18 protein-coding genes and 1 pseudogene are annotated in these 16,449 nt (G+C 45.7%); 10 read left to right on the top strand and 9 right to left on the bottom strand.

The genetic code is table 11. The features are described 5' to 3' along the window. Positions 1 to 303: 303 nt before the first annotated feature. The 7 genes from BP95_RS0122165 (at position 304) to BP95_RS0122135 (ending at position 6,806) form a co-directional block, all read left to right on the top strand. The gene (locus BP95_RS0122165) at positions 304 to 906 is read left to right on the top strand and encodes a DUF4062 domain-containing protein (RefSeq protein WP_028533272.1); all 603 of its coding nucleotides are present in this window, start codon (positions 304 to 306) and stop codon (positions 904 to 906) included. A 134-nt stretch (positions 907 to 1,040) separates the two neighbouring features. Beyond that, complete coding sequence (locus BP95_RS0122160; RefSeq protein WP_021257470.1) at positions 1,041 to 1,553, top strand: GNAT family N-acetyltransferase; 513 nt, start codon at positions 1,041 to 1,043, stop codon at positions 1,551 to 1,553. 16 nt (positions 1,554 to 1,569) lie between these two features. Beyond that, positions 1,570 to 2,295, top strand: coding sequence for a response regulator transcription factor (locus BP95_RS0122155; RefSeq protein WP_021257471.1), 726 nt, complete (start codon positions 1,570 to 1,572; stop codon positions 2,293 to 2,295). Positions 2,296 to 2,314: 19 nt separating this feature from the next. Then, entirely contained in the window at positions 2,315 to 3,418 is a 1,104-nt protein-coding gene (locus BP95_RS0122150) for a sensor histidine kinase (protein WP_021257472.1), read from the top strand. Positions 3,419 to 3,565: 147 nt separating this feature from the next. Next, positions 3,566 to 4,501 carry an ABC transporter ATP-binding protein gene (locus tag BP95_RS0122145; RefSeq protein ID WP_021257473.1) on the top strand — a complete coding sequence of 312 codons (936 nt, stop codon included), beginning with the start codon at positions 3,566 to 3,568 and terminating at the stop codon, positions 4,499 to 4,501. A 27-nt stretch (positions 4,502 to 4,528) separates the two neighbouring features. Then, positions 4,529 to 5,653 (top strand): ABC transporter permease, encoded by a 1,125-nt coding sequence (locus BP95_RS0122140; RefSeq protein WP_021257474.1) that lies wholly within the window; start codon positions 4,529 to 4,531, stop codon positions 5,651 to 5,653. A 1-nt stretch (position 5,654) separates the two neighbouring features. Beyond that, entirely contained in the window at positions 5,655 to 6,806 is a 1,152-nt protein-coding gene (locus tag BP95_RS0122135; RefSeq protein WP_028533270.1) for an ABC transporter permease, read from the top strand. Positions 6,807 to 6,809: 3 nt separating this feature from the next. On the opposite strand, the gene BP95_RS34650 is transcribed toward BP95_RS0122135, so the two are convergent. From BP95_RS34650 to BP95_RS0122115, 5 genes are all read right to left on the bottom strand, one after another. Then, a complete protein-coding gene (locus tag BP95_RS34650; RefSeq protein WP_139070685.1) occupies positions 6,810 to 6,953 on the bottom strand; it encodes a BBE domain-containing protein in 144 nt (47 codons plus the stop codon). 15 nt (positions 6,954 to 6,968) lie between these two features. Then, the gene (locus tag BP95_RS0122130; RefSeq protein WP_028533269.1) at positions 6,969 to 7,595 is read right to left on the bottom strand and encodes a type 1 glutamine amidotransferase family protein; all 627 of its coding nucleotides are present in this window, start codon (positions 7,593 to 7,595) and stop codon (positions 6,969 to 6,971) included. A gap of 110 nt (positions 7,596 to 7,705) precedes the next feature. Continuing rightward, complete coding sequence (locus BP95_RS0122125) at positions 7,706 to 8,671, bottom strand: helix-turn-helix transcriptional regulator (RefSeq protein WP_028533268.1); 966 nt, start codon at positions 8,669 to 8,671, stop codon at positions 7,706 to 7,708. 36 nt (positions 8,672 to 8,707) lie between these two features. Beyond that, on the bottom strand, positions 8,708 to 9,415 hold the full coding sequence (locus BP95_RS0122120) for a DNA alkylation repair protein (RefSeq protein ID WP_021257478.1): 708 nt from the start codon (positions 9,413 to 9,415) through the stop codon (positions 8,708 to 8,710). 156 nt (positions 9,416 to 9,571) lie between these two features. Beyond that, the gene (locus tag BP95_RS0122115) at positions 9,572 to 10,408 is read right to left on the bottom strand and encodes an AraC family transcriptional regulator (protein WP_021257479.1); all 837 of its coding nucleotides are present in this window, start codon (positions 10,406 to 10,408) and stop codon (positions 9,572 to 9,574) included. 131 nt (positions 10,409 to 10,539) lie between these two features. On the opposite strand from BP95_RS0122115, the gene BP95_RS0122110 reads away from it, so the two are divergent. Further along, a complete protein-coding gene (locus tag BP95_RS0122110) occupies positions 10,540 to 11,517 on the top strand; it encodes a Gfo/Idh/MocA family protein (RefSeq protein WP_028533266.1) in 978 nt (325 codons plus the stop codon). Between the two features lie 18 nt (positions 11,518 to 11,535). After that, positions 11,536 to 12,318 carry a TIM barrel protein gene (locus tag BP95_RS0122105; protein WP_028533265.1) on the top strand — a complete coding sequence of 261 codons (783 nt, stop codon included), beginning with the start codon at positions 11,536 to 11,538 and terminating at the stop codon, positions 12,316 to 12,318. A 161-nt stretch (positions 12,319 to 12,479) separates the two neighbouring features. Here BP95_RS0122105 and BP95_RS0122100 read toward each other — a convergent pair whose 3' ends face one another. Next, positions 12,480 to 13,538, bottom strand: a complete 1,059-nt coding sequence (locus BP95_RS0122100; RefSeq protein ID WP_028533264.1) for an ATP synthase beta subunit C-terminal domain-containing protein — start codon at positions 13,536 to 13,538, stop codon at positions 12,480 to 12,482. A gap of 293 nt (positions 13,539 to 13,831) precedes the next feature. On the opposite strand from BP95_RS0122100, the pseudogene BP95_RS32725 reads away from it, so the two are divergent. Then, positions 13,832 to 13,999, top strand: a pseudogene (locus tag BP95_RS32725) (agmatine deiminase family protein); the annotation flags it as partial. 82 nt (positions 14,000 to 14,081) lie between these two features. Here BP95_RS32725 and BP95_RS0122090 read toward each other — a convergent pair. The 3 genes from BP95_RS0122090 to BP95_RS0122080 form a co-directional block, all read right to left on the bottom strand. Next, positions 14,082 to 14,396: a cupin domain-containing protein gene (locus tag BP95_RS0122090; RefSeq protein ID WP_028533263.1), complete on the bottom strand. Its 315-nt coding sequence runs from the start codon at positions 14,394 to 14,396 to the stop codon at positions 14,082 to 14,084. 39 nt (positions 14,397 to 14,435) lie between these two features. Continuing rightward, the gene (locus tag BP95_RS0122085; RefSeq protein WP_028533262.1) at positions 14,436 to 15,419 is read right to left on the bottom strand and encodes an ABC transporter substrate-binding protein; all 984 of its coding nucleotides are present in this window, start codon (positions 15,417 to 15,419) and stop codon (positions 14,436 to 14,438) included. An 86-nt stretch (positions 15,420 to 15,505) separates the two neighbouring features. Continuing rightward, complete coding sequence (locus tag BP95_RS0122080; RefSeq protein ID WP_028533261.1) at positions 15,506 to 16,333, bottom strand: helix-turn-helix transcriptional regulator; 828 nt, start codon at positions 16,331 to 16,333, stop codon at positions 15,506 to 15,508. Positions 16,334 to 16,449: the final 116 nt, after the last annotated feature.

Here is a 16,449-nt window from a genome sequence, read left to right as displayed (position 1 = left end):
TCATCCCCATTTCTTAGATTGAAATGACAATTACGTTTGTACAAGTCTGGTACATGAGCCTGACCCTGACGCCCAATTATTCCAAGTAGCCTCTTCACCATAGATTTTATGAGACATTTTTATGCGCAGTAATAGATAGTTGTTTACTTTGATATACACTTCTTTACATCCCAAAATCACGATGACGATGTACCCCTCTCTCTCGTATCCTTCGCATGTAACCTACACAGTATCGTTAAATATTGACACATAAAGTAATGTGACGGTATGATCCATATTAATTTCAATTCATAAAGGTGGCCTATGAAAAAAAAACTACAAATCTACATATCGTCTACTTTTTCTGATTTGGTTGAGGAAAGATACACCGCTGTAGAAGCCGTGCGTAAAGCTGGGCATATTCCTGCAGGAGTTGAGCTATTCTTCAAGGAAACTCCGATGAGCATTAGGAAAAGATGGATCGATGAATCCGATATATATATTCTAATTCTCGGAGGATTCTATGGTTTAACGCTTCCTGATGATGAATCAAAGAGTTATACGCATTGGGAATATGATTATGCGGGGGAAGTTGGTAAACCCAGATTTGCTTTCGTTGTCACAGATGAAGCATTAAGACAAAAGCCATACGACTTTGTCGTAGGGGAGTATTATGAGAGGCTCCAAGAGTTTAAACAATCCGTATTTGAGGAAGTACCTACCTATTATGTTGAAGACATACGGCACATTAAGATGGTTATGCGCGATCAATTGCCAGAGTATGAAAGAAGAGATGATCTGCACGGCTGGATTTCTGCCAAGGATGTCCCAGACGTACAAAAGTTATTGGAAGAGAATGCGAGTTTATTGAGAGAGAATGCTAAATTACAAGCTGAGCTGGAGAAAAATAAAAGAGAAAATCAGTGATAGGGAAGTACAGTGCTTCATCGTCAGATGGGGGCTGTACTTTTTTTCTTCCCATAAAAATATCCTTTGAGTACAATAAATATCAAAAGATCTGGGGATAGGCCCATGGAATTCCATTAAAAAGGAGATAAAACATGAAATCCGCATATGAAATTGAAACCGAGCGTCTTGCTCTGCGCGTTTTTGAAGAAGAGGATGTTGAGGCTGCTAAGCGGTTTTGGGGCGATGAGGAAGTGATGCGATACTGTCTTGGTGCCGCCGCCCATGAGAAGCTGCCTTTGAGTCTTACAGCTTACCGCGAATGTCATCAGGCAAAAGGATTGTCCGTCTATGCGGTGGTGGAAAAAGAAACGGGCATGGTCATAGGAGCCGGCGGTTTTAATATATCGGGAGAAGTCCATGAGGTTGAACTCATTTATCATTTTGCCAAGTCAAGCTGGGGAAAAGGATATGCGACAGAAGCGGCAAAGGCTTGCTTAGAGCTTGCCAAAAATCATGGCGGCGTGAAGCGAATCCATGCTTCTGTTGACCCTCAAAATGCGGATTCCAGCAGGATTCTTGAAAAAATAGGTTTTACATACGCCGGCACGGAATGGTTCGAAGATACACAGCAGGAAGAAGCCGTTTATGAAATCACGCTGAAATAAAGCAAGGAGGCGTATGATGAAAATTCGCGTACTAATCGCCGATGACAACTCATTCATCCGCGAAGGTATGAAGATTATTTTAACCACATTCGGGGAATTCGACGTGCTTGCCACAGTGGAGGACGGCCGGGAGGCCGTTGAATACTGCCAGGCTCATGAAGTAGATGTTGCCTTGCTGGATGTACGGATGCCGAATATGAACGGGGTTGAGGCCACCAAGCTGATTAGCGAGCAGACGGCGACCAAACCGCTCATTTTAACGACGTTTGATGACGATGAATATATTCTGGATGCCATCCGCTTCGGCGCAAAGGGATATCTGCTGAAAAACACCGACCCGGAGCGGATCCGCGATGCGATCAAAAGCATACACAACGGGCAGAGCGTCCTGCAGGATGTGGTGCTGGAAAAGCTCAAATCCCAGATGTCAGGGAGCCGGGAGTCGACGGAGAGTAAAATGTCCGCCCCGACTGCATCCATCGGAATGCAGAAAGCAGGAATCAGTCCTGAAAGGGAGCAGAGTTCCCCCAATGACGGGCCTTTCGACCGCAGTTTGTTTACGGAACGAGAGCTGGATGTCATGTCGCTCATCGCGCAGGGCCTATCGAACAAGGAAATTTCTAAGGAAATATTTATTTCCGAAGGAACGACGGCAAATTATATCACAGCAATTTTGAATAAGACCGGGCTATCGCACCGGACACAGATTGCGATTTATTATCTGACGGGCAAAACCCGTTAGAGAAGGGAAAGGCTATCGCATGGAAGTTTGGACGGTTGGCAATAAAATGATCATGCTGCTGTTTGTTGTCATCGCTTCTTATTTTACGGCGGCAGCGGCGGATCCATGGTTTGTATTCTATTTTCTAATTTTTTTGGCGCTGAATCTAGTCTTGCATATCGTGAAGAAGAGCGTCACCAAGCAGATAATTATTTTGGGAATTATCATCTATTTGGTCGGTTGCACGGTTCACTATCCGTATTTTGCACTGCTGCTTCCGTTTAGCATGAATGAGCTGGCGTCCTTTCATCCACGAAAAAACGGTTATTTGCTGATCGCCGTATTTCTTCCGATACTGCTTTTGCGCGGTGAAATGATGATTTTGTATGTCTTTGTAGCTGCTTGGAGTTTCTTCGGTTATGTGATGGTCCGTCATTATATGGGGAGAGCCATCAAACAGGAGGATGAGCTTGAACGGATGCGCAAGGACGTGCAGAAGCTGGCGAAAAGCCTCAACGAAAACCGGGAATACGCCAGAGCCTCGGAATATATGGTCAAGCTGGAGGAGCGCAACCGACTGGCTCAGGAAATCCATGATGGCATCGGGCATGCAATGACCGGCGCCCTAATTCAGATGGAAGCGGCCAAACGCCTTCTGGGCAGCGATGCGGCAACGGCGGAGACGCTGCTGCAAAACGCGATCGGCATCTCCAAGGAAGCGATTGAAGAAATCCGGATTACGCTGAAACATAACAAGCCCCCCATGGAGCAGCTTGGGTTTAGCCGCTTGAAGACTGCGGTTGAAGCTTTTGCAGGCCAAACGGGACTTATGACCTCGGTCGTCCATGAAGGAAACATCGATCAGATCACACCGCTTCATTGGAAAATTATTTATGAAAATGTCACGGAGGCTTTGACCAACAGTGCCAAATATTCCGGCGCTTCGGCCGTTCATGTGGAAGTCCGGGTATTGAACCGTTTTATTAAAGCCGTCGTCGCCGATAACGGCAAAGGTGCCTCCAAAATCGTCAAGGGCCTTGGCTTGATCGGGATGGAAGAGCGGACTGCACACGTCAACGGGACGGTCGTCGCCGACGGTACCCGCGGTTTTAGCATCACGACCCTGATTCCGTACGGTGACTAATGAAATTTCTCATTTGCCGTTAATCCCTCTCCTAACAAAATATGAATTTTCTCATGTAAAAAGGATGAACTTATGCACTGATATAAGAGCATCCTTTTTTATTATGATAAAGACATCAAAAGCACAACGAAACGGAGTGAATGATAGATGAACGTATTGGAAATCCGGGGGCTTACAAAGAAATTTGGCGATTTTATCGCTGTTGATAATATGTCGCTGTCCATTCGGGAAGGCGAGATTTTTGGTTTTCTCGGATCCAACGGAGCTGGCAAGAGCACAACGATCAATATGGTTTCGTCGCTGCTGCGTCCAACTGGTGGGGAAATCCGGATTCTGGAGAAGGACATCATGAAGCATAGCCGCTTTGCCAAAATGAACCTCGGCGTTGTCCCCCAGGATTTAGCGATTTATGAGGATATGACTGCGTATGAGAATGTAAGCTTTTTTGCAGGGCTGTACGGTTTACGGGGGACCGAGCTGAAGGAGCGGACAGAGGAAGCGCTGACGTTTGTCGGTCTCGGCGACAAGGCCAAAAGTTTCCCGAAAAATTTCTCCGGCGGGATGAAACGTCGCCTTAACATCGCCTGTGCCATTGCGCATAAACCAAAACTGATTATTATGGATGAACCGACCGTGGGGATCGATCCCCAATCGCGCAATTATATTTTAACCTCGGTGCGAAAGCTGAACGAATCCGGCTGCACCATTATTTACACAAGCCATTACATGGAGGAAGTCGAGGAGATTTGCTCCCGTATCGCTATTGTGGATCACGGAAAAATCATCGCTGAGGGAACCAATGAGCAGCTGAAATCGACGGTCACCGACGTCAAGGATATTCGCATTGAATTGAAATCGTCCCAAGGCGGGGAAAGCGAAGGTTTAAAGACCATTCCGGGGGTGCGTAATGTACTTCAGGATGAACAGGTAATTCGAATTCAGAGTGATGCCGCGGTGGATAACCTGAACCGGATATTGAAGCAGCTTATGGATAATGGCAAAGAAATCCGCGCGGTTGAAGAACAGGAGCCTAATTTAGAAACGGTATTCCTTACATTAACCGGGCGCAATTTACGGGATTAATAGATCGCGGAAAAGGAGGTTGCCACGGTGAATATATTATCGATTGCATTAAAAGAAATAAAGCAGGATCTCCGCGATCGGCGTACGCTGGTGTTCATGCTGGGTTTCCCGATCGTTCTCATGTTAATCCTGGGTATGGCGCTGAGCAATGCATTCAGTTCCGATGTCAAAATCGGAGATCTGAAGGTTTTGATAAAGGATTCAACCGGCGGCGGAGAGTTGTCTCAAGCGTTTAACGCTTTTACGAAGGAAGTAAGCAAAACGGGAGTGAGATTTGAGTCTCTTCAGCCTGGGATGGATGGACGGACGGAAGTTGAAAATAACCGTTATGTGGATTATGTCGAGTTGACTCCGCAAGGAATTTCCCTCTACGGCAGCAGTCGCGATACGATCGCAAGCAATATTGTGCAGGGGATGCTGGCGTCTTTTACGGATAAATATAATGCGGCTGTGGCGGTAGCCAAGATCGATCCGGACCAAACCGAGGCGGTGTTCGCAAGCAGCGGAACAGACTACATCAAAGAAATGTCCATAACGCCGAACCGAACGCCAAGCTCCGTCGATTATTATGCGCTCGCCATGACCGTGATGGTCGGTATGTGGGCGGCCATGTCGGCAGGCGGGCTAATCCAGAGCGAGATCAGTCGCGGCACAGGGAATCGACTTATTATAGCTCCGGTAAGTAAAAGCGAGATTTTTACGGGCAAGATTTTGGGCGGAATGATGACGAATGTATTGTGCGTGGCAGCGATGATCCTGTTCAGCAAATATGTGTTTAAAGCTTATTGGGGCAGCCATATGGGGATCGTTGCCATCGTTCTGCTGTCAGAGGTCATCATGGCGATGGGCCTTGGCCTTGCCTGCGGCTATATGATAAAAGGCAGGGCGGGCCGCAATGTCGTCAGCTTGATCGTTCAGCTCATGTCTTTTTTCGGAGGAGCCTATTTCCCCATCGGCAATGATTCTGGCAGCGGCTTGATGGGATTCCTCATCAATTTGTCACCCATCCGCTGGGCTAACCATGGTCTGACGCAAGTGATTTACGGAAATGACGTATCGGCAGCCTGGCCGGTTGTTTGCATAAACATCGGCTTCGCCGTATTGTTTCTAGGTGCATCAATTATCGTGATGAGACGCCGGGAGGGATTGTAAGATGTGGAGTGAGATCTGGTTTCTAGCTACCAAAACGCTGATTGCGACATTTCGCAAACGCAGTGCGCTGTTAATATACTTCGGTCTGCCGATTATCGGTATTTTGGGTTCCATACTGTTGTATGGCCAACAAGGGCAGACACAATTACGGGTTGGCGTGGTAAACGATGATCAGGGTCAACAGATTGCGGTGGATACGATCGGTTTTGTGCAGCGTCTCGATCATGTGCAAATCGTAAATGTCACGGCAAGCGAGCTCAAGGAACAGCTGGCTGCGAGCAAGTTGGACAGCGGCTTGATTATCGACTCGGGTTATTCGGAGAGCGTGCTGAACGGGAATCCGGGCCATATTTCCATCGAATCCGTGAAAGGGGCTCAAGTAACGGCGTACATGAAATCGATGCTGCACGGATATATCGATAATGTCGCGGCAATGGCGAAAATATCTGGAGGCGACCAAGCCAAATTCCGGCAGCTGTATGATGCTTACCATTCCTCGGACTTTAAGCTGACGTCCCAATCCGTAAATGATACATCTGTAACCAAAGCAATGTCGTTTCAATCCATCGGGTTTCTGCTCTTGTTTATGATGAACTCTGCGACCGGGCTATCGGAGCTGATTTTGAAATACCGGGAGAACCGAACCTATTACCGCATTCTTTCTTCTCCGATCAATGCGAGGACCTATGTGCTGGCGAATGTTTTGGTGAATATTATCGTCATGATCGCGCAAGTTATCGTCGCTTTGTTCTTCATGCGGGTCGTGTTTAACCTGGATTCAGGAATCTCAATGGGGGAATTGCTTCTCATTCTAACGCTTTTTGCGCTTGTATCCGTCAGTGTGTCGCTGGTGATCGTAGCTTTCTCCAAGAACTCGGCGATGGCCGGAGCACTTCAAAATCTGATTGTGACTCCAACCTGTCTGCTCGCGGGCTGCTTCTTCCCGAGAAGCATTATGCCTGAAATGCTGCGCCGCATTTCCGACTTCATGCCACAGAGTTGGGCGCTGCAGTCGATCGACAAACTACAGTCCGGAGAAGCGATGGGCAATATCTGGTTTCATCTGACGATTTTATTCGCCTTTGCGGTTGTTTTCTTCCTGATTGCAACGTACAAATTCGGACGTAACAATGATACGAGAAACTTCGTTTAGCTTTCATGGTTTGCAGTGAAATATATTGGGGCATAAAAATAGCAAAAGAGGTTGTACCTGGGTAAGCCAGCGTGCAGCCTCTTTGTCTTGGGCAAAACGAAACATATTATGCGGATCATACTTTCGTTTCACCCGAAGCCGATTTATTTCATGCTGATACCTTTATTGGATTGAGTTCATCAACTCAAAGAAATATTGGGGTTTATGGGTCTTATTTAGACTATACCAAGCATCTAATGTTGTTTCTGAAAACACATCTAATGCTCTCAAGATGTGTGCAGAAAATTCCAATGGTGCTACTCCAGATGCGGTAATCAATTTCCCATCCGTTACAACTGACTCCCTCCTGTAATGCTGTTCGCCTGCATAAGTGGGACAGACCATCTTCAGGTATTCCAGATCATTGCTTGTGTGCTCGCGAGAATTCAACAATCCTGTCTGGGCCAATCCTATCGTAGCACCGCAAATCGCGGCAACCAGTATACCTTCCTCTACACATCTCTGGGCAACTTGTAAGATCGGTTGGTGAATGGGTGCTGTCCATGTATCTCCACCAGGCAAAATCAATGCATCGGTACTTGCCATGCTGCACTCCTCCAGACAGATTTCAGGGAGTATCTTCAATCCACCCATCGTCGTCACAGGAGTCTTTTCATTCCCTACAGTAACTATTTTTGAGGGGGACATCCCCTTTTTATAAAATCTTCCCGAATTCAATTCGGCAGTTACATAACCGATCTCCCAGTCTGACATTGTGTCAAATACATACAGATATACCGTATTACTCATGTGTACGTTCTCCTTCTCTACCAAATATTCAACGGATTCCCATCATCTATCGGTAATCCATGATTGTCTTCATCATAAAATAACTTCACTGACAACTGCTGTCAGTGAAGTTATTTTCGTTGATAATATTCCATTAATTCCGATGCAACAGCAATAAGTTTATCCTTCAACAGCTGTGGCTCGATAACTTGAATCGATTTCCCATAGGATAAGAGAAGATGAGGAACATAAGTATCCATTGATTCTTCCTCAAGTACAAAGATTGCTTGATTTGCCGTCCTCTCTTGCAAATAGTGCCCCAAGAACCCGTGCAGACATAAGTCGTCCAATGCCTCTGCTCTGCCCTCGATAATTACAGAAAACGCTCTGTCATTGCCCACCAAATCAGGCAGCAAGTTTTGCTTAACAAACTCACGAGCTGAAAAGGCTTCGGGACGCTTAAATCGGATGGACGTACGCTTGATTTGTACAATCCGTTCTGCCCGGAAGATGCGGAGCTCATTCCTTAGGTGGCAAAATGCAACGGTATACCATTTATTATTCCAGTTCACTGTCCCATAGGGGTCTATGACCCTATGCTTGGGTTGCTCCTCCCGGACTGTGCGGTAATCGATTTCTAGAGAGCATTCCTGTTCTACAGCCTGCTCCAATTCCAGCAATACCGGCTGAATAGAAGGAGCTCCCCCTTCGTTGATTACTTCAAACCCTGCTAACTGACGATTAAGTGTGCGTTCCTGCTCCTGGTTCGAATACTTTTTCAACTTCGATGTCGCATTGTCTAATACTTCGCTCAGAGGATATCCCGCTTCTTTTGCAAAGATGGCAGCATGAAGGAGTGCCTTTTTCTCCTCCATATCAAATAGCAGAGGGGCTCTGATAAAATGATTGAGCAAGCTATATCCGCCATAATGACCTGAATCAGATACGATAGGCACTCCACTGGCACATAGTGCATCAATATATCGATAGACAGTCCTAATATTTATTTCTAACTTTTCGGATATTTGTTTGGCAGTCATTTTGGCGCCCGAATTCAGCAACCACAATATTGCCAGCATATTATCGTTTTTTGGCATCGCATAACCCTTCGTAATTCACTCAAGATTTAAGAACTAACACCGTACATATTTCCGTTTGAAGCCGATCTGCCCCTTCTCTACCGCCTTTTGAATATTCACGGATGCATTTAAGAACTTGCTCTTTCCAGAATCGCGATTGACCTCCACCGGGCCTACTTCCTTTGCGATCTCGACTGCCTTATCATGAAGCGGCTGATAGGATACGCCCACGGTGTAGATAAAATTATTCATCGCGTACTTCGCACGTTCAGGAGCATCATGAATCGTATTTTTCACAAGTTCCAGCATTTCCGCAATTTTGGCTTCAGAGAATTCACTGTCCGGGCGATTCCCAAGCATCCAGCAATAACAGCTCCAGCCTGCTGACATTTTAAGCTCTATATCGCTTGCAATCCATTTATCGGAGACTTCCTGCGCAATATCTGTCTCGGCCAGCGTTACGGCCACCACATAATCCGATAGCATATAGAAATAGGCTTGATCAATCCACCGCTCGAAGTCCGCCGCAGTCATTGCCTCAGGATCCGCGATTACCCCTGCAAAGTACATCGCATCATAATTTCCTGTAGCATAGAGCTCCTCCGCTAATGGCTGATTGCGTTTTATTTTCCGGTAGATAGGCTTCATCTGACCTGTAGCTACTCCAAAAAGTGGCTCGTGCGCGCCATTGGATAGGTATATTTTCTTGGTGCGTTCCTTGCCGAGAGCTTCAAGCTCTTGCATGACCGTCTCTAGATTCATGATTCATACTTCCTTTGCAATGGGTTGTCTTACGGAATAAGCTCTTATTCACTTCAATATATCATAAAGCAGCCTGAATCCAATGAAATCAGAAAGAGAACTATCTCATCCGTTATCACTGGGACTTGTACAGTATTCCCCATTATTTGGCTCCACCTATTCCCCATATTGCGCTCGAAACTGTAGCGGTGTCATGCCGGTCACTCGACGGAACGTATGGACGAAGTGACTATCGCTTTGGAAGCCCACAGATGCAGCAATCTCCTTCACAGTAGGGCATCTCCAAGAGAGGAGCATATCCTTCGATTTCTGAATGCGGAATTGCAGTAAATATTGATAGGGACTTATTCCCCAGCTCTTGCGGAATAGCGTATTCAAGTATTGCGGACTGACCTGCAGCGTATTCGCCATCCGTTCCAGCCCGAGATCAGGGCTCCCGTAAGCTTCTTCAATGAGCAAATAAATAGGAGCGAGCCTCTCATGACCTTCAGATAAGGAGGGTTCACTGCCAGCTTGTCCGAACTGCTTGATAAGCGTCAGGAAGGTATATACCTCTAGCGAACCGTTAACCCCGGCCAGATCGAAGCTATGATTGCATTTATGATCGTATTGCTGGTGGATTTCTGCAAGCGGCGAGTCGGAACCCCAGCTCAGCGGCTGCATGTGTTGTAGATCAAGTGACGCTGTGATGGGATTGGCGAGCGCCCCGTCGAAGGTCATAAACCATGTCGACCAGATGCTAGTTTCCGCACGATAACTGTGGCTTACGTTCGGCTTGAGCAAGATGCCCTGATTCGGATACAACTTCACCGTTGTGCCGTTCACCGAGAATTCACCGACTCCCTCTACCGTATGCAGCCAGTGGAAAGCGTGATAGCCGTGTTCCCGATAAATGGATCCCTGGTGCGTCATCAAGCCGACACTGCCCAGGTGAAGCGGCAGCCCCCGGTCACGCTCCGTTGTTATGAAATGCCTGCCATAGCTGATATCCATAACCGCTCCTCCAGTTTCATTTTTCGATATTGAAAGCGTTATATCTGATATTTTATTACGGATTGGGTTCGATTAGAATAACTTACAAAGTTGATATTTGTTATATCCTTGTAACGGGAGTGATCACGATTATGACGGTGAAGCTTGGATTTATCGGAACCGGGGGAATCGCCAATCATCATATCCGCAGCTTAGCTCAAATCGAAGGCGTATCCTTGACTGCATTCTACGATGTTGACCTTGGCCGTGCACAGAAAGCGGCTTCAGAGCACAATGATGCGAAAGCGTACGCGAAGCTGGACGACATGTTGGACGACAGTAAGCTCGATGGCGTCTACATTTGCGTTCCACCGCTGGCCCACGGGGATGCCGAACAGCAATTGATCGAACGATCAATCCCTTTTCTTGTAGAGAAGCCGATCGGCATCAACCGCGACACCCCCGCCGCCATCAGTCAGGCGATCAAGGACAAAAAGCTGATCACGTCCGTCGGGTATCACTGGCGATACAGCGAAACGGCACACTTAGCTAAGAAGCTGTTGGCTGAGAGGACTCCCGGCATGGCACTCGGATACTGGATGGGCGGAATGCCGATGGTGCCTTGGTGGAGAGTGATGACAGGATCAGGCGGACAGTTCGTCGAACAGACTACGCATATCGTCGACATGCTTCGCTTTTTGTGCGGCGAAGTGAACGAAGTATATGCCGCATACGCGCTTCAAGCCATGGGCAAGAAAGTCGAAGGAACCGATGTTCCCGATGTCGGGACGGTTACGATGAAGCTTGCGAACGGCATGGTTGCCACCATTTCCAACACCTGTATGATGCCCGTCAGCCACCACGTCGGACTCGATATCTACACGGACGAAGGTGTGCTTGAGGTGCGTGACACCTCATTGAAGGTGATCGAGACTGAGGACGTTCAGACCCACTCCAATGGGATTGATCTCACAATCGCTGAAGATGAAGCGTTCATCCATGCGATCCGTACTGGCGATACCTCCCGCATTAAGTCCAATTATGAAGATGCCCTCCGAACTCACGAAATTACGATTGCAGCCACTGAATCTGCCGTCTCGGGAAAACCTGTATTGCTTGGTTCATACTAGTGATTGGAGGGATCGACTGTGAAGTTCTCATTGTGCATCGGCGCTTATAGCGGGAAAGATGTCATTTATCATTTGGAGAAAATTAAGGAGCATGGCCTGCACGGATTGGAGTATTATTCGTGGTGGAATCTTGATGATCTGAAACAAATCGCGAAGGAGCAAGAGCGCATCGGGGTTGGCATCAGCGCAACATGCACGAAGTTCTTCAATCTAGTTGATGAATCATTCAGAGACGATTATATCGCTGGGATACGCGATACGATTGAAGCGTGCAAGATTCTGAATGTCACTTCAATTATTTCTCAGACAGGCAACGAGCTGGAAGGCGTGCCTCGCGAGATTCAGCGATCCGCAATGGTGGAGACGCTCAAACGCTGCGCGCCACTGCTCGAAGAAGCCGGAATCGTCTTGGAGGTGGAACCGCTCAACGGACTTGTGGACCATTACGGACATTTCCTTCAGCGTTCGGATGAATCGGTGGAAGTGATTGATCGGGTAGACAGCCCGAACGTCAAGCTCGTCTTCGACGTCTATCATCAGCAGGTCACGGAAGGCAATGTCATTCGCAACGCCACCCATTATATCGACCGAATCAATCATTTCCACATTGCAGACAATCCAGGCCGCAATCAGCCAGGCACGGGCGAGCTAAATTACGTAAATATTTTGCGTGCAATTAAAGAAACCGGCTTCTCCGGATTTGTCGGACTGGAAGGCGGCTATACGATCGACACCGATGATGCGATTGGGCAATTTAAGCGGGATATTGTTACGCCAGTGTTCGGAAGCTTGCAGTCATAAGCATATCGGAATCGGCACGAACCTTCCCCACACTTTAATTTTCGACGTCATTTATGGTACAGCTCTCCGCGCTGTCTGAAACGGCAAGTTTTTTCACTTCAAAATGAGAGCAAAGTGGGCCAGTCAAAAATGACTGGCCCACTGTCCTACCCTAATCAAGATTACTGCCTAACCTCCAAACGACCTCTAAAAAATAACTCCGATGTTCCAACCTGATCCAATTCACCATCTAATATCCGTTTAACATCTTCCAATGTTTCATAAAGAGTCAACCATTCACCTGTCTTCTTAGTGAACGGTTCGGAGACAAAAAAGGGTTGTGCAAGAAAAGATTCAAGCCTCTCCCCCCGATTGTAAAGTTGCAGATCTAATTCAGAAATTTTGTCAAACCCTTGTGTTGTCACAAGTGATCTCAATTCTCGGTAACGGCGAAGTAGTTTTCGAGCACGTTGTTGAGTCGAAAGGTGAACAGCGTCTAAATGTGCTCCTTCCAGGACTGTAGATGTTGACGCAATGGGATCAATCGGTGGGTAAATGTTGCGGCTAATTAATTCTGCGTCAAATTTCCAGAGTGTGTCCAAAGGACCGTACGCACCTTCATCGTCGACAACCTCACATTTTGTGTCGACAAGAGCAATTGTAATTGGTCTAGCCCCAACCTCTTTAAGACTCTCTCGCAAAGACAACAACTCACCGGATAATACCTTGCTCCGATCAGCCCCGAGGAGAATATCCTTTTCTTCACGAAGATTCACAATGCGTTGATATACTTCATCTTTTGTTGTGTGATTAAATTCGGATTGTGCTTGCACATGGTTGATGCCAGGAGTATCAGAGCCCGGGTCCCAAAAGACAGTTGCAAATCCCCGTCTCTTCATTCGAAGCATAAATTCCGCTAATAACACCAACTGACCCATGTTTGGTTTTGCCACAAAGCCAACCGTTCCTCCACGCGCGACCGGAGCAAGTAAATCCAAGGCTTTGATCCCCGTCTCAATCATTCGCACTCCACTCCCCCTGATAATGAGTTCATCAAGACTACATCCTGCTAAAGAAGCAAGGGCTACCAAAGTTCTAACTTCAGCTCGACCAACTGGTATTTTCCCCGTACAAAGATTGGAAACAGTCGCAGCTCTAAGCCCAGCTTCCCGTGCCGCAGAAGTAAGATTGGGAACTCGACGTCGCAACAGCGGAACGTTAAGCTGTAACTCTCCATCCATATTTTAACACCCCCTTACTCTGTATAGTAAATTAAATTACTCTATAAAGCAATAGCGTGTAACTTGAAAATGTGAAAAAAATTTTCCCACCCGCAGACTCAAATTGAACAATGAGCTTTTCAGATATTTATTATTTTTTTGAAATCTAAGACAGCCTTTTCTAGGGGGTGTGCATTTTGAGATTAATTAAGATTCAGCAGGACATTGACACGCTGCACCGCGCGGAAGAACTGCCTACTGCGCTCCTCGTCCAAGTAGAGAACTACTTCAACCAGGTTATATGACTATGGAGCATCGTATTAGTACCAAATTATCATGATCCGAATGACAAAATCGCAAACGCTGCAATTCAGAAACTATACCCTGACCGTAAAGTTATTGGAATTGACGTGAGAGAACTTTATAAAGATGGTGGAATGATCCATTGTGTGACACAACAACAACCCGCTGATGTAAAATAATTGAGCTTGTCTGTAACGACAAGTTTTAGGGCCAACCTTAGCGGATGGCCCTTTACTCTGTTTATTTCTTGTGACTCAAAACTTATCCAGCCGCCTTAGGTTCTATCAACATGATATGGCATTCCTTTTCGGTGAAAGGCTTATGCTCGGCTCCCCCCGGGACAATAAACATCTCACCCTTAGAGATTTTCACCTGGCCATCACGAAAAGCAATGAACATTTCCCCTTCGAGCACCATAAATACCTTATCGGCACCTTGATGCTCGTGCCATATAAAATCCCCATCAATCTTAACGAGCTTGAATTGATGGTCATTTATTTCACCAACGAGTTTAGGAGACCAGAGATCGTTGAGTGTGGATAGCTGCTCCTTCAGATTAATAGCTTGGTAATGCATATGAATCCCTCCTTGATTTCAATGATATGCTCTCGACTTTTAGAGTTTATGTAAGGCAGTTGTTATATTTCGCAAAGCGTATTCGATAGCTAATGGGCCACCAGTAATAGCGGAACTATCCATTAAATAGACATTGCCCTTCTCTACGGCATTCAGTTTATTCCATACATTACTTTGTTTTAAGTCATTCATTAATGTTTCCTTTTTTGTAATGTCACCTATAAGGAAGATATGGTCTGCTTGAACCGTTGAAATTCCTTCAAATGTATTAAATTTATTAATAGAACCTTTAAATGTATCATCTGGTGTAAGTCCCAGTCCCTTTTCTTTATCGAACGCAAGTGTATAGACAGGATTCCCTTCACCTAGAACATTGAAAGTTTTCCCATCCCAAGACAATATAAGTGCTACTGACTCTCCTTGAATCGACTTTAATGCTTCGCGCCCCGTTGTAATTTTTTTCATCATTTTATCAATAACGTTTTCCGCTTCATCTTCTTTACCAATAATCTCGGCCACTGTACGGAGTCCATATTGCCAGTTTTCATAGATGTCCTTGTATTTTAACGTAATGACAGGCGCGATTTTTTCTAGTGAAACATAAATTTGTTCATGTTGTTCGGTTGCTAAAATATAATCAGGCTCAAGTGCTAAAATTTTCTCAATACTAGGAGACACCTTATCCCCTAACTCCTCTGCTGCATCGAGCTTCCCTTGTAAATAAGTTAAAGTCGATAGATACTCTTTCTCCGTAGTAGCAACAGGCGGCTCACCTAATGCAACTAATATTTCAGGGTAAAAGTACCACAACGAGGCTATTTTTTCTGGTTTTTTCTCGATAACAATTTCTTTGCCTAAGGCATCTTTAAATGTTCTTGGCCAATCCTTTGCAGCTGACTCAACAGCTGTTGTAGATGCACCTTCTGCAGTCGCTCCTTTATTTTCAGCAGGTGTTGCATTACAAGCCGCAAGTATGACTACTACTAATAGCATGGAGAGTAATAGTCCTATCCTCTTTTGCATACGTAAAGCCTCCAACATTATGTAATCTTTCGTTTGCCATTAGTATAGTAAAGTCAGTTGTAGATTAGAATGGATGCCTGTTGAAATTAGCATAGATTATTGATGAACTTCGCTCGATATTCAGTAGGAGAAACACCAAATTGCTTCTTGAACACTCTACTAAAATAAAAGGGATCAGCAATCCCAACCGTTTGCGCAATTTGTTGTATAGGCACATCACTTGTAAATAGCATTTCTTGCGCCATGTTTATCCGATATTTTAATATATATTCTGCCGGCCCCATACCTGCATGTCTTCTAAATACGTAAGAAAGTCGATTTCGATTAACATTACTAAGCTCTGCAAGTGATTCTATGGTAAGACTTTGATCATAGTATTCATGAATATAATTCGATACCCGTTCGAATAAAGTTTGTGATTCACAGCTATTCTGCCTATTAGCCACACATAATAAAGCTTCATTCAGTACATCGCGAAACAGCATTTCGGTCTGAAACATCGGAATGCCTCCGCGCTGATTATACACATGCCACAGGCGCATAATTAATTCGATAAGACGAGGGGATTGTCCCGTTGATAATTCAAAATGCTGATGGGAAAAGCTTGACTCTTCTAGTTCTGAGTGACATATCCGGTATTGAACAAGGATATACTCCCAGTTGGTGTTGCCAAACAACTTTTGAGCTAGTTTCATGTTGGCACCCCCATGCACAACTTTCCCTGGCGACAGGATATAAGGCGTGTCATTAAAATGAAACTGCACCTTCCCGGTAAGTGGAAACACGAATCCAGGAAAAGAATCTGTATAGTCAGCGTGAGGCATACCTGGATTTTTAGCATATCGATATACGCCTTCTACTTGAAAAGGAGTGTGAGCAAGATGCTCTGCTAACTGATTAACGTCGATTTTCACATTGCATCCCTCATTTCAAATAGTAGTTTTTTCAGTAAATAGGGGGGTATCATTTCTATCTCCACATTATTGATAACGATTATCATTGTCAACATGTTTGGGCAATAAAAATGCCG

Source organism: Paenibacillus sp. UNC217MF (assembly GCF_000686865.1).
GTDB classification, from domain to species: domain Bacteria; phylum Bacillota; class Bacilli; order Paenibacillales; family Paenibacillaceae; genus Paenibacillus_B; species Paenibacillus_B suaedae.
This window is presented reverse-complemented; position numbering and strand designations above follow the sequence as displayed.